Origin of the sequence: Pseudomonas sp. W5-01 (assembly GCF_046540435.1) — a bacterium.
In the GTDB taxonomy this organism is placed as follows: Bacteria; Pseudomonadota; Gammaproteobacteria; order Pseudomonadales; family Pseudomonadaceae; genus Aquipseudomonas; species Aquipseudomonas graminis_B.
This window is the reverse complement of record NZ_JAXCIP010000005.1, coordinates 153969-167256: the sequence shown is the minus strand read 5'-3', so window position 1 is coordinate 167256 and position 13288 is coordinate 153969. Positions and strand designations below refer to the sequence as shown.

Sequence of the window (13288 nt, the reverse complement as noted above, 5' to 3'; positions counted from 1 at the left end):
GGGGTCCCAACCTTGCGGCTACAATGCGCCGCAATCGACTCGGTCTGTCAGACAATTCCTCAGATTAGCAAAGGTTTCAGACCCCAATTCACGGGGGATTTGCGGGATTGCCATTGACCGCGTCTTCGCCACGCCCGGAAGGAGAAACCCATGGGACAGCGTACGCCCCTCTTTGACCTGCACCTCGCGCTTGGCGCGAAGCTCGTCGATTTTGGTGGTTGGGACATGCCCTTGCACTACGGCTCCCAAGTTGAGGAGCACCATCAGGTGCGCCGGGACTGCGGGATTTTCGACGTGTCGCACATGCATGTGCTCGACGTATCCGGCAGTCAGGCCAAGCCTTGGCTGCAGCATCTGCTGGCCAACGACGTCGGTAGATTGCAACAGACCGGGCAGGCGCTTTACAGCGCAATGCTCGACACCCACGGCGGTATCGTCGACGACATGATCGTCTACCTGACCGACGAGGGTTATCGACTGGTGGTCAACGCAGCCACCGGCGACAAGGACCTGGACTGGATGAACGCCAACCTTGCCGGCTACGACGTGCGCGTCAAGCACCGCTCGGAGCTTGCGATGCTCGCCATTCAGGGACCGAACGCCCGGCAGAAGATCGGCGAACTGGTCAATCAGGAACGCACCGCGCTTATCCACACCCTCAGACCCTTCGAAGGTCAGCAGGAAGGCGACTGGTTCATCGCCCGCACGGGTTACACCGGTGAAGACGGCCTGGAGATCATCCTGCCAGCCACCGAAGCCTGCAGTTTCTTCAACGACATGGTCGGCGCCGGTATTTCCCCGATCGGACTGGGCGCACGCGATACGCTGCGTCTGGAAGCGGGCATGAACCTGTATGGTCAGGAAATCGACGAGCAGGTCTCGCCGCTGGTCTCCAACATGGCCTGGACGGTGGCGTGGATGCCTGAAGAACGCGAGTTCATCGGGCGCTCTGCACTCGAAGCGGAGCGAAAGCGAGGCATCTCATCAAGGCTTGTAGGACTGGTCCTCGAAGAGCGGGGCGTTTTGCGCGCTCATCAGGTCGTCCGGATAGCGGAAGTTGGCGAAGGAGAGATCACCAGTGGTAGTTTCTCTCCTACGCTAAGCAAGTCGATCGCGCTGGCGCGAGTGCCGATGGCCACCGCTGACCGTGCCGAGGTGGAAATCCGGGGCAAGTGGTACCCGGTCCGAGTGGTTCGACCCGCATTCGTGCGTCACGGCAAGGCCCTGATATAACCTGATTTGAAAGCCATCCCTGGCGGGTTTTTCCGCTGACCTGATGAAGTAGAGAGGATAAGAACATGAGCACTATTCCCGCCGAACTGCGTTTTGCCGAGAGCCACGAGTGGGCCAAGCAAGAGGGTGATCTGATCGTTGTCGGTATTTCCGATCATGCGCAGGAAGCGCTGGGTGACGTCGTGTTCGTCGAGCTGCCTGAAGTGGGTAAAGTTTTCTCGGCACCAGGTGATCAGGCCGGTGTCGTTGAGTCGGTAAAGGCTGCATCTGACATCTACTCGCCAGTGGCGGGCGAAGTCGTTGAAGTCAACGAGGCGCTGTCGGGTGAGCCAGAGGCACTGAACAACTCGCCTTACGATTCGTGGATCTTCAAGGTCAAGCCAGCCAATGCCGCCGACTTGGACAAGCTGCTCGACGCAGCCGGCTACAAGGCGCTGATCGCCGAATAAGCCCATCGGTCAGGCACAAAAAAGCCGCTCACATGAGCGGCTTTTTTTGCAAGCGAGATCGGCGTCAGAACGCCAATTCATCCCGATGTGTCTGACTTATTGCTCGGCAACCAGATTCTTCGCCAGGATGGCGTTTGCCAGGTCCATGTCCGATGCCTTCAGGGCCGGGTTATCTTTGCGCACTTGATCCATAGCCGCTTCAAGGTACGGGCCACGGATTTCGCCGTTGCTGGCCACGAAGCTGCCAGCGTCGTCTTGCGCCGCGACGATCAGCTTGTGGTGACGAAAGGTGAGGTAGGTAGAGCCGGTTGTGGCACCAGACGAAAGCACATCCCGCAGAAAACCGTCGGCCATTGCTGAACCGACCGGCAGGGAAAGCAAGGCTAACGTGGCTACAGCAAGTTTAAGACGCATGACGGGTACTCCGATGTTGGTTTGTTCTGAAACGATTTGATACGCCATCTCCCGTTCTAGTTCCCCACCCACAGAGGGGCATAGCGCCCCGTTCTGCAAAATTGCCCCGTTCCTGGAGTTCATCAACGTTCATGGAGTCACCGTTGATGACGGTGATAAGTTGATCGGGCAGAGTAAGGTGACTGCACTCTGCGCAGCGAACCTTCCGTATCTGACAGGAAGAACAGCTGGCGCAGCCAATCGAGCTTCACGCCACAAAAACAATAGGAGAGCGTCATGGCTGTTCTGGAAAGTTTTCGTCTCGACGGCAGGGTGGCCCTGATCACCGGCTCCAGCGCAGGCATCGGACTGGCGATCGCGCGAGGCCTGGCCGAAGCGGGCGCCACCGTCGTGCTCAACGGCCGCAGCGCCGAGACATTGCATTCGGCCGCCCAAGCGTTGACGGCCGAGGGGCATGCGGTCCACACCCAGCGTTTTGATGTGACGGACAGCGCGGCGGTCGCCGCTGCGGTTCAGGACATCGAGGCGCGCGTCGGGCCGCTGGAAATCCTGGTCAACAACGCTGGCATCCAGCGGCGCGGGCCGCTGGCGGAGTTTGCCGAAGCGGACTGGCACGAGCTGATGCGCACCAACCTCGACAGTGCCTTCTTCGTCGGTCAAGCGGTCGCGCGCTGCATGATCCCCCGTGGGCGCGGGCGCATCATCAACATCTGTTCGGTGCAGAGCGAGCTGGGCCGCCCGGGTATTGCGCCGTACACGGCAAGCAAGGGCGCGCTGAAAATGCTGACCAAGGGCATGGCGATCGATTGGGGCCCGTTCGGCCTCAACGTCAACGGAATCGGGCCGGGCTACTTCAAAACCGAACTGAACGCTGCGCTGGTGGCCAACGCCGAATTCAGCGACTGGCTGGTGCAGCGGACCCCGAGCCGCCGTTGGGGCGAAGTGTCTGAACTGGCAGGCGCGGCGGTGTTTCTGGCTTCTGACGCGGCCAGCTTCGTCAACGGCCACATCCTTTACGTCGACGGTGCCATCACGGCATCGCTGTAATCCGGAGAATGACCATGCAAGCGATTGTCTGCCATGCCGCGAAAGACCTGCGTGTCGAGCCCGGCAACGAAGCATTGCCGCTTTCTGCCGGCCAGTTGCGGGTTCGCGTTGCTCGCGGCGGTATCTGCGGCTCGGACCTTCACTACTACCAGCACGGCGGTTTCGGCGCGGTTCGGCTGAAAGAGCCGATGGTCCTCGGCCATGAAATCTCGGCGGTTATCGAGGAGGTCGGCGACGCGCAGAGCGCTTTCAGCGTCGGGCAACGGATCTCCGTGTCACCGTCACGGCCGTGCGGAGACTGTAAATACTGTCACGAAGGCTTGCCTAACCATTGCCTGAACATGCGCTTTTACGGCAGCGCGATGCCATTTCCGCACATTCAGGGCGCGTTTCGCGAGCACTTGGTGATCGAGTCAAGCCAGGCTCATGTACTGGCGCCGACCACTACGCTGGCTGAGGGCGCACTGGCCGAGCCTTTGTCGGTCGGGCTTCACGCGATCCAGCGCGCCGGCGGCGTGTTCGGCAAGCGCGTGCTGGTGACCGGCTGCGGCCCGATCGGCAACTTGCTGATCGGCAGCCTGCGCGCGGCGGGTGCGTTGCAGGTCATTGCCGCAGACCTGAGCGACAGCGCGCTGGCGTGCGCGCGGCGCATGGGCGCCAGCGAAACCCACAACCTGCGCGACGAGCCCGAAGCACTGGCGCGCTATACCGCCGACAAGGGTTATTTCGACGTGATGTTCGAGGCCTCCGGCAGCGCCCACGCCTTGCGCGATGGCCTGACCTGCATGCGCCCGCGCGGGATTGTGGTGACGGTCGGGCTCGGTGGCGATGTGGCGATTCCGCTGAATCTGGTGGTGGGCAAGGAAATCGACCTGCGCGGCACCTTTCGCTTCCACCCCGAATTCGCCCAGGCGGTGGACTTGCTCAATCGCAAAGTCATCGACGTCACGCCGGTGATCTCCCACACCTTCGCGTTTCACGACGCGGTCCAGGCGTTCGAGCTTGCCGGGGACAAGCAGCAGGCCATGAAAGTCGTGCTGGATTTCGGGGTTCCGGACCAGTAACTAACGCTGCTCGCTCTGCGGTGTCACACGCAGTACCTCTTCGACCGTCGTCAGCCCTGCCGCGACCTTTTGCGCGCCGGACAACCGCAGGCTGCGCATGCCGTCCTTGAAGCCCTGGCGACGCAACGCCGTCAGGTCCAGGTCCGCCGTGATCAGCGACTTCACGGCGTCGGACATCAGCATGATCTCGTACACCCCCGCACGCCCGCGATAACCCGTGTCGCGGCACTCCGCGCAACCCACTGCCCGGTGCGCGCCGCTTGGCACGGGCGCCTGCCAAGGCCGCGTCAGGGTTTGCCAGTCGACCTCATCCATTTCGATCGGCGCCTTGCAGTGCGGGCACAGCGTCCGCACCAGACGTTGCGCCATCACGCCGAGGATCGTCGCCTTGAGCAGGTAATGCGGGACGCCCAGCTCCAGCAGACGGCTGATGGCGCTGGGCGCGTCGTTGGTGTGCAGCGTCGACAGCACCAAGTGACCGGTCAGCGCCGCCTGGATCGCCATTTCTGCGGTCTCCAAGTCGCGAATCTCGCCGATCATGATGATGTCCGGGTCTTGCCGCATCAGCGCGCGGACACCGCTGGCAAAGGTCAGGTCGATGTTGTGCTGCACCTGCATCTGATTGAACGCCGGCTCCACCATCTCGATCGGGTCCTCGATGGTGCAGAGGTTCACCTCCGAAGTCGCCAGCATCTTCAGCGTTGTGTACAGCGTGGTGGTCTTGCCGGAACCGGTCGGGCCGGTCACTAGAATGATGCCGTTGGGCTGTCGGGTCATGCCCTCCCAGCGACGCAGGTCATCGCCGGAGAATCCGAGCTGGTCGAAGTCCTTGAGCAGCACTTCCGGGTCAAAAATCCGCATGACCATCTTTTCGCCGAAAGCCGTGGGCAGCGTCGACAGCCGCAGCTCCACCTCGCCACCGTCAGGCGTCTTGGTCTTCACCCGGCCGTCCTGCGGCTTGCGCTTCTCGGCCACGTTCATGCGGCCCAGGCTTTTCAGGCGGCTGGTGACGGCCATCGCCACTTGCGGCGGGAATTGATACACGTTGTGCAGCACGCCGTCGATGCGGAAGCGGACAGTACCGGCGTCGCGGCGGGGCTCGATGTGAATATCGCTCGCCCGCTGCTGGTAGGCGTACTGGAACAACCAGTCGACGATATTGACGATGTGCGCGTCGTTGGCGTCCGGCTCCTGATCGCTGGCGCCGAGCTTGAGCAGCTGTTCGAAGTTACCCATGTTGCTGATTTTCTGATCGCTGGCACTCGCGCCGCTGACCGATTTCGCCAGCCGGTAAAACTCCACGGCCAGTTTCTGCACGTCGACGGGATTGGCGACGACGCGCTTGATCGGCATCTTCAGTACGTGGGTCAGATCGGCTTCCCACGCACTCACGTACGGTTGGGCGCTGGCGATGGTCACCGCGTCGCGATCGACGTCCACCGCGAGAATCTTGTGGCGCTGGGCGAAGGCGTAGGACATCAACGGCGTGACGGCGGCGACGTTGATCTTCAGCGGATCGATGCGCAGATACGGCTGGCCGGCTTGCTCAGCCAGCCAGGCAGTGAGGGTCTCGAGGTCGAGTTTCTTGCCGGGCCGCTTGTGGTTATCGAACTGCTGGGTGGCGATGAGTTCGAGCGGGTGGGCGTGGAGATTCTGCGCGGCTCGGCGCAGCGTGAGCGCATATTCGGCGTTGTCCTGGTCGAGGTATCCCTGCGCGACGAGGTCACGCAATACTTCGTTCAGATCCAGCCAGCGGTCCTGAGATGATGAGGCGAGGACGGACATGCGGGCTCCTTCGGACGAGACGGCTTACTTCGGTGATGAGCAAGAGTAGTCCCAAGCGTGCCAGTTGTGACGCCCTGCCGGTAGCGAAGCGTTGCCAATATTTTCGGTGCGCTCAACTGGCGGCGAGTGAGACAACCTCGGTTACGACGTGCAAATCACCCATGGGTTCAAGTTCGACCGAGCAAACACTGATGAGGTTGCGCATTTTTTCGCCAATCACCTGAGCGCGGTGCCACGTCATGCCGCCCACCTCGACATTCACCATCAGCATGCCGTCCTGCTGCAGCACGCTGACCTGTTGGGGGATCAGGTACTGCATCGCGAACAGGTTGAGCAGCCGGCAGAGTACGTCAGCTTCTGCCTCGGCAAGGATTTGATAGCGCGACAGGCAATGAGCGTTGCCGACAGACCAGGCATCGTGGCGAAAGGGGGCGGGGCTGGCGGGTTCGAAATGCGGCATGGGAATCTCCTGACGACCTCGTCGTTGCAATGACGTTGATTGGCAGAAAGTTTTACACGCGGGAAAAGAAATTTCTGATCGAAGATGCGCTGTATTAGGCTATATGGGACTTGTTTATGTGCAGTGGACTGCTTTCAGGAATTGACTATGCAAATCGAGCTGGATGCCTACGACCGGAAGATTCTGGCGCTGCTGCAAGAGGATGCGTCGCTGTCCAGCGCGCAGATTGCCGAGCAGGTCGGCCTGTCGCAGTCTCCTTGTTGGCGGCGGATCCAGCGGCTCAAGGAGGAGGGGGTGATCCGGCGGCAGGTGACGCTGCTGGATCGCAAGAACATTGGCCTGAATACGCAGATTTTTGCAGAGGTAAAACTCAACGCCCACGGTCGGTCCAATTTCACTGAATTCACCGAGGCGATCCGTGGCTTTCCCGAAGTGCTGGAGTGTTATGTGCTGATGGGGTCAGTGGACTTTTTGCTGCGCATCGTCACGCCGGACATCGAGGCGTACGAGCGATTCTTCTTCGAAAAGCTCTCGCTGGTACCGGGCATTCAGGAAGTGAACTCGACAGTGGCGCTGTCTGAGATCAAATCGACGACGAGCTTGCCGATTGGCCGATAGGGTGCCTCTTCCCGGCTGGAGCCGGTCCTACTGACACACCGCGTGCCTTTAGTGGGACCGGCTTTAGCCGGGAAGGCGTCGGTGGACACACCACAAAATCAAGGTGCGGCTACTGGCCTCTTCCCGGCTAAAGCCGGTCCTACCAAAACAGCGTCAGCCGGTCCTACTGCCAGCGCCTTACAACTTCAACAATGTCTTCCACGCCCGGCTTTGCAGCACGGTGATGGTTTGCTGGACGCGGGCATCGAGGATTTCGTCGGTGATGTCCAGATGCGCCAGTTGCTCTAGCTTGTTCAACTCGCCGTACAAGCGATCCAGCTCAGGCAGGTCGAGGGCCTGGCGGGCGTAATGCAGCCAGACCTGAAGGCGTTCGATGCGTGGCAGTTGCTCGGCCAGATCTTCCGGCTGCTGCTGGTAGCGCGGCAGGTTCAGCGCGGTGGCTTCATCACCCAGGAAACGCGGTACCCAGCTGCTGAGCATCGCGTGGCCCTGACGATTGCCACGGTTGTTGCGCTCCACCGTCCAGCTGTGCGCCATCAACCAGCGCGAGGTGGTCAGCGAGAACACGCCCCAACGAGTGTCCTGCAACTCTTCGATGAACTGCTCATGGGCGGCGGCGCGTACGTCGCCGTCTTCCTGGCCGGCGAGCACCAGCGTGCGCCAGTCTTCCAGCAAAGCGTCCAGCGCGGCGCGCAGGTCATGGGTCGTGGCGCGAGGAGCGGCCTGACCGAGGCTGCCGGCCAGGGCGCGCAATTCAGCGAGCACTTCGACCCATTCCTGCAACAGGCTCCAGTGACCGTTGAAACGGTACTGCTCGGCCAGACGCTGGCTGCTGCCGAGCAGGAACCAGGCGATGGCGCTGAACGCGTCGTCTACGGAGAGTTCGCCATGCAGCTCGGGTGACGGCAACTTGATCGAGTAGCTGCTGGCGTCAAACAGGCGATAGCCACGTTCGGCCTTGCTGATATCGCAGGGCATCAGCGGCAGCTTCTCGGCCAGCTCTGCGGCCAGTTCCAGCAGCGCGGCAGGGTCGCCTTCGCGCAGCTCAAGCTCCAGCTCGCAGATTTCTTCCTGCTGCTTGCCGGCGACGACCTTGCCCAGGTCCAGCGCCGCTTCGATCACCACCTTGGTCTTGCCACGGCCCCAGGCGATTTCCGCTTTCTCGCGGACGAAATCAGTGGTGAACACCGGCTTGATGGTTTTCTTGTCCAGATCTGCCAGTTGCTCGGGCCAGCATTCGCCGTCGAGCTTCTTCAGGTCCAGCTTGGCTTTGGGTACATCCCAGTTGTATTCGTTACGCTCGGACAGGCCCGCCACGCTCTGGCCGCGGGTCTTGAGGGTCTGAATGATTGCGTCGCCGTCGCGGCGCAGGCGCAGCGCAACCTTGGCATGGGCCAGCTCGCGCTCTGGGGTGTCGAAGTACTGATTGAACAGCTCCAACCGCTCCCAGCCGCTCTTGTTGCGCTTCTTCAGCAACGGGTGCTCGCGCAGGGCTATGAGGGTTTCGCGGCTGACGCGGAGTTTGATTTCGGTTTCTTTCTGCATGGCCGGAGAATCCAAACGCTCTATCGCTGATAACGGGGTCGCAGCCGGAATCGACACAGCTGCGTGGGCCGTGCAGTGTACAGGACATCAACCGTGACAGTTTATTGATGCGGGCCAATCAACCTATGATGGCTCGCGTGTCGCACCCCATTACCGGAGTCGCCTATGCCGTTGCCGTCCATGAAAGACCAGTTCGCCGCCCTGATCGCCGCGCCGTCTGTGAGCTGTACGCAGCCCGGGCTCGACCAGTCCAATCGCGCCGTCATTGATCTGCTGGCAGGTTGGCTGGGCGATCTGGGTTTTGCCTGCGACATCCAGCACGTGAGCCCTGGCAAATTCAATCTGCTGGCAACGTATGGCACAGGCCCCGGCGGGTTGGTGCTCGCGGGCCACAGCGATACGGTTCCTTACGACGATGCGTTGTGGAAGACCGATCCGCTGAAACTGACCGAAGTCGACGGCAATTGGGTAGGACTGGGCAGTTGCGACATGAAGGGCTTCTTCGCGTTGGCCATTGAGGCGCTTCAGCCGCTGCTCGATCAGCCGTTCAAACAGCCGCTGATCATCCTCGCGACCTGCGATGAAGAAAGCTCCATGGCTGGTGCCAAGGCATTGGCTGCGGCGGGCGGCGTGCTCGGCCGCGCGGCGGTTATTGGCGAGCCGACTCGCCTCAAGCCGGTCCGCCTGCACAAGGGCGTGATGATGGAGCGCATCGAGATTCTCGGCCGCAGCGGTCACTCCTCTGACCCGAGCCTGGGGCGTAGCGCCCTGGAAGCCATGTACGACGCCATTGGCGAACTGAAAGGCCTACGCCGACAGTGGCAGGAGCAATACCGCAATCCGCAGTTCAGCGTGCCTCAACCCACCCTGAACTTCGGTTGCATCCATGGCGGCGACAACCCGAACCGCATCTGCGGGCAATGCTCGCTGGAGTTCGACCTGCGCCCGCTGCCGGGGATGGACCCCGAGGTGCTGCGCGCCGCGATCCGGCAGAAACTGCAGCCCGTCGCCGAACTGCACCAAGTACAGATCGACTACGCGCCGCTGTTTTCGGAAGTGTCTCCCTTTGAAGAAAGGGCCGATGCGGAACTGGTGCGAATCGCGGAGCGTCTGACCGGTCATGCGGCCGAAGCAGTGGCATTTGGCACCGAAGCGCCTTATCTTCAGCGCCTTGGTTGTGAAACCATCGTGATGGGGCCCGGGGATATTGCCTGTGCGCACCAGCCCGGTGAGTATCTTGAAATGTCACGTTTGCAGCCTACAGTGCGTCTGTTACGTCAATTGATCGAACATTACTGCCTGGCTACGACTTGAGTGCCCTTGAATGCGCCCACGTGCTGGTTGAGTCAGGGCCTGTCTGAGAATTACCCGAAAAGGAGAGTACGCGTGTTGCGATGCCTGTTCCGACGATAACGCTCATGCCGTGTTGAGTGCTTCCACCCCTTCGTCCATCCACTACAGGCTCCTTTCGGATATGCCCGATTACGTCAATTGGCTCCGCCACGCGTCTCCCTACATCAATGCCCACCGGGATTGCACCTTCGTCGTCATGCTTCCGGGCGATGGCGTCGAGCACCCGAACTTCGGCAATATCGTCCACGACCTCGTGTTGCTGCACAGCCTCGGCGTTCGCCTCGTGCTGGTTTACGGCTCCCGCCCGCAGATCGAAAGCCGCTTGCAGGCCCGTGGCCTGACGCCGCATTTCCATCACGACATGCGCGTGACTGATTTCGCCACGCTCGAATGCGTGATCGACGCCGTCGGCGCCCTGCGAATTGCCATCGAGGCGCGTTTGTCGATGGACATGGCCGCCTCGCCGATGCAGGGCTCGCGGTTGCGCGTCACGGGCGGAAACTTCGTCACGGCGCGCCCGATCGGCGTCCTCGAGGGCGTCGATTTCCAGCACACCGGCGAAGTGCGCCGTATCGACCGCAAGGGTATTAGCCGGCTGCTCGACGAACGCTCCATCGTGTTGCTTTCACCGCTGGGTTACTCGCCCACCGGCGAGATCTTCAACCTGGCCTGCGAAGACGTCGCGACGCGCGCGGCCATTGATCTGGGGGCGGAAAAGCTGCTGCTGTTTGGCGCCGAATCAGGCTTGCTGGACGAGCAGGGCCGATTGGTCCGTGAGCTGCGTCCACAACAGGTCCCCGCGCACCTACAGCGCTTGGGCAGCAACTACCAGGCGGAGCTGCTGGATGCGGCGGCCCAGGCCTGTCGCGGAGGTGTGGCGCGCAGCCATATCGTCAGCTATGCCGAAGACGGCGCACTGCTCTCCGAGCTGTTCACCCGAGCCGGCGGCGGCACACTGGTGGCCCAGGAGCAGTTCGAGCTGGTGCGCGAAGCGTCGATCGGCGATGTCGGTGGGCTCATCGACCTCATCACGCCGTTGGAAGAGCAGGGCATCCTGGTGCGTCGGTCGCGGGAAGTGCTGGAGCGGGAAATCGAGCAGTTCAGCGTGGTTGAGCGCGAAGGCCTGATCATCGCCTGCGCGGCGCTGTACCCGATTGCCGATTCCGACGCGGGTGAGTTGGCATGTCTGGCAGTGAATCCCGAGTATCGCCACGGCGGGCGCGGCGACGAGCTGCTTGAACGCATCGAAGAACGCGCCCGGGCGCTGGGTCTGAAAACCCTGTTCGTCCTCACCACGCGTACGGCGCACTGGTTCCAGGAGCGCGGTTTCGAGGCCAGCAGCGTCGATCGCCTGCCCAGCGCACGTGCGTCACTGTACAACTACCAGCGTAATTCGAAGATTTTCGAGAAGGCGATCTAAGCGAAGCGCGTCAGGGCCTGAAGCCTGACGCGCATTTTCGGTTCGATACAACCCTTGTGGGAGCGAGCTTGCTCGCGAAGGGACAGGTCAGACGATACATCTCCCTCGCCTGAGACACCGCTTTCGCGAGTAAGGTGGAGCGCCACCCCGGTCGTCCCACCGTTTGCAACGGGTCTGGCGTCAGTTGCTGATCGCCAGAATGCTCGCCTGATACGCACCCACGAACGTGTCGAAATCCACTTTCTCTTCGGTCTGTTCCAGCTCCGCTTGCTGAGCCAGGGACTCACGCGCCTTGCTCTCAAAATGCGTTTGGTCCTCTGCGCTCAGTGGATTGCTGCGGAAATGATCAGCGTGAACCTGTGACTGGCGCAGCGAGAAAGCCGTGAAGCCTTCCTTGTGCTCGGTCATGGCCGCCAGCACTTGTGCCGAAGGCGTCAGAGAGGCGTCCGCCACTTTCGCGCGCTGAACCTCCAGCGATTTGACGTGCTGATCCGTGCCCTGGCTGGCATCGAGCAGTTCACAGATCGGCCTGATCGTGTCCAGCATCTCGTTGGCCCAGACTTTCAAGTCGATCGTCGTATCGTTGCGGTTCAGTTGCAGGCCGGGACGGCGACCTTCCTTGACCACGGTCAGGAAGTTCGTGCTGGCGTTGCCGCACTCGTTGCTCGCCAGCTGCGGGCTGTCGTGCAGCGCGCAATACAGAATGAACGCATCGATGAAGCGCGATTGCTCAAGGTCGATGCCCACCGGCAGGAACGGGTTGATGTCCAGGCAACGGACTTCCACGTACTGCACCCCGCGCGCGACGAGCGCCTGAATAGGGCGCTCGCCGGAATAGGTGACGCGTTTCGGGCGGATCGTCGAGTAGTACTCGTTCTCGATCTGCAGCACGTTGGTGTTCAGCTGAATCCACTCGCCATCTTTGTGCGTGCCGATTTCGACGTAAGGCGCGTAGGGCGTTGCCACCGCGCGGCGCAGGCTATCGGTGTACGTCAGCAGGTCGTTGTAGCAGGGCGTCAGGTCCGCCTGGGCGTTGCTTTGGTAACCCAGATCGCTCATCCGCAGGCTGGTCGCGTACGGCAGATACAGCGTTTCGGCGTCGAATTGCTCAAGCTGATGCGAGCGGCCGCGCAGGAAACTGGCATCCAGCGCCGGCGACGCGCCGAACAGGTACATCAGCAGCCAGCTGTAACGACGGAAGTTGCGAATCAGGCCGATGTAGCTCTCGGACTGGAAGTCGCGGTCATCGCCTTCGAATTTCGCGTCTTGCTTGAGCACGGGCCAGATGGCTTCGGGCAGCGAGAAGTTGTAGTGAATGCCGGCAATGCACTGCATGGTTTTGCCGTAACGCAAGGCAAGGCCCTGACGGTAGACGTACTTGAGCTTGCCGATGTTGGAGGTGCCGTAATAGGCGATCGGAATATCTGCTTCGGCCGGCAGCGGGCACGGCATCGAAGGGCTCCAGATGTATTCGCCGCCCAGTTTGCTGTACGCGAAGCGATGGATTTTATCCAGGCTTTCCAGCGTTTGAGCAGGGTCGGCCAGGGCGGGAGTGATGAACTCCAGCAGCGACTCGGAGTAATCGGTGGTGATTTGCTCGTTGGTCAGCGCCGCGCCGAGTGCTTCAGGGTGCGGGGTTTGTGCCAGACGGCCTTCGCCCGTAACGCGCAGGCATTCACGCTCGATGCCGTGCAAGCACTTCTCCAGAAGGGAGAGGTTGGAGTGCTCGCCAAGCAGAGTCAGGCGGCGGTTGAGAAGTTCGCTCAAGTTGGAATCCTTCACGCGTCAGTCGGCCCTATATGGGGGCGATATGGCGGTCTACAAGGGTGAAGAAAGGAACTGGCGTTTTCGCCTCGTCGATGGCCCTAACGCCGATGCCCGTCGCTGATCGTTCCTACAA

12 protein-coding genes are annotated in these 13288 nt (G+C 61.5%); 7 read left to right on the top strand and 5 right to left on the bottom strand.

Annotated elements, in window-relative coordinates:
• Nucleotides 1–150: 150 nt before the first annotated feature.
• Together gcvT and gcvH are read left to right on the top strand one after the other, a co-directional pair.
• Nucleotides 151–1233 carry a glycine cleavage system aminomethyltransferase GcvT gene (gcvT, locus tag SLW75_RS17490; protein WP_410928253.1) on the top strand — a complete coding sequence of 361 codons (1083 nt, stop codon included), beginning with the start codon at nt 151–153 and terminating at the stop codon, nt 1231–1233.
• 65 nt (nt 1234–1298) lie between these two features.
• The gene (gcvH, locus tag SLW75_RS17485; RefSeq protein ID WP_296308176.1) at nt 1299–1682 is read left to right on the top strand and encodes a glycine cleavage system protein GcvH; all 384 of its coding nucleotides are present in this window, start codon (nt 1299–1301) and stop codon (nt 1680–1682) included.
• A gap of 96 nt (nt 1683–1778) precedes the next feature.
• Here gcvH and SLW75_RS17480 read toward each other — a convergent pair whose 3' ends face one another.
• Nucleotides 1779–2096 carry a DUF2388 domain-containing protein gene (locus SLW75_RS17480; protein WP_065987516.1) on the bottom strand — a complete coding sequence of 106 codons (318 nt, stop codon included), beginning with the start codon at nt 2094–2096 and terminating at the stop codon, nt 1779–1781.
• A gap of 276 nt (nt 2097–2372) precedes the next feature.
• On the opposite strand from SLW75_RS17480, the gene SLW75_RS17475 reads away from it, so the two are divergent.
• The gene (locus tag SLW75_RS17475) at nt 2373–3143 is read left to right on the top strand and encodes a glucose 1-dehydrogenase (protein WP_410928252.1); all 771 of its coding nucleotides are present in this window, start codon (nt 2373–2375) and stop codon (nt 3141–3143) included.
• 14 nt (nt 3144–3157) lie between these two features.
• Nucleotides 3158–4207 carry an L-idonate 5-dehydrogenase gene (locus SLW75_RS17470; RefSeq protein ID WP_410935042.1) on the top strand — a complete coding sequence of 350 codons (1050 nt, stop codon included), beginning with the start codon at nt 3158–3160 and terminating at the stop codon, nt 4205–4207.
• On the opposite strand, the gene SLW75_RS17465 is transcribed toward SLW75_RS17470, so the two are convergent.
• Both SLW75_RS17465 and SLW75_RS17460 read right to left on the bottom strand, forming a co-directional pair.
• Complete coding sequence (locus SLW75_RS17465; protein ID WP_065987449.1) at nt 4208–5992, bottom strand: GspE/PulE family protein; 1785 nt, start codon at nt 5990–5992, stop codon at nt 4208–4210.
• 112 nt (nt 5993–6104) lie between these two features.
• Nucleotides 6105–6452, bottom strand: a complete 348-nt coding sequence (locus SLW75_RS17460) for a hypothetical protein (RefSeq protein ID WP_192130714.1) — start codon at nt 6450–6452, stop codon at nt 6105–6107.
• 147 nt (nt 6453–6599) lie between these two features.
• Between SLW75_RS17460 and SLW75_RS17455 the strand changes: the two genes are divergently transcribed.
• Nucleotides 6600–7070 (top strand): Lrp/AsnC family transcriptional regulator, encoded by a 471-nt coding sequence (locus SLW75_RS17455; RefSeq protein WP_410935041.1) that lies wholly within the window; start codon nt 6600–6602, stop codon nt 7068–7070.
• Nucleotides 7071–7247: 177 nt separating this feature from the next.
• Here SLW75_RS17455 and SLW75_RS17450 read toward each other — a convergent pair whose 3' ends face one another.
• Entirely contained in the window at nt 7248–8615 is a 1368-nt protein-coding gene (locus SLW75_RS17450) for an inorganic triphosphatase (protein WP_065987446.1), read from the bottom strand.
• A 165-nt stretch (nt 8616–8780) separates the two neighbouring features.
• Here SLW75_RS17450 and argE point away from each other — a divergent pair, with 165 nt between their 5' ends.
• Both argE and argA read left to right on the top strand, forming a co-directional pair.
• Entirely contained in the window at nt 8781–9929 is a 1149-nt protein-coding gene (gene argE, locus SLW75_RS17445; RefSeq protein WP_410935040.1) for an acetylornithine deacetylase, read from the top strand.
• Nucleotides 9930–10089: 160 nt separating this feature from the next.
• Nucleotides 10090–11388: an amino-acid N-acetyltransferase gene (gene argA, locus SLW75_RS17440; RefSeq protein WP_410935039.1), complete on the top strand. Its 1299-nt coding sequence runs from the start codon at nt 10090–10092 to the stop codon at nt 11386–11388.
• Between the two features lie 180 nt (nt 11389–11568).
• Here the strand turns inward: argA and gshA are convergent, their stop codons facing one another.
• Entirely contained in the window at nt 11569–13155 is a 1587-nt protein-coding gene (gene gshA / locus SLW75_RS17435; RefSeq protein WP_410935038.1) for a glutamate--cysteine ligase, read from the bottom strand.
• Nucleotides 13156–13288: the final 133 nt, after the last annotated feature.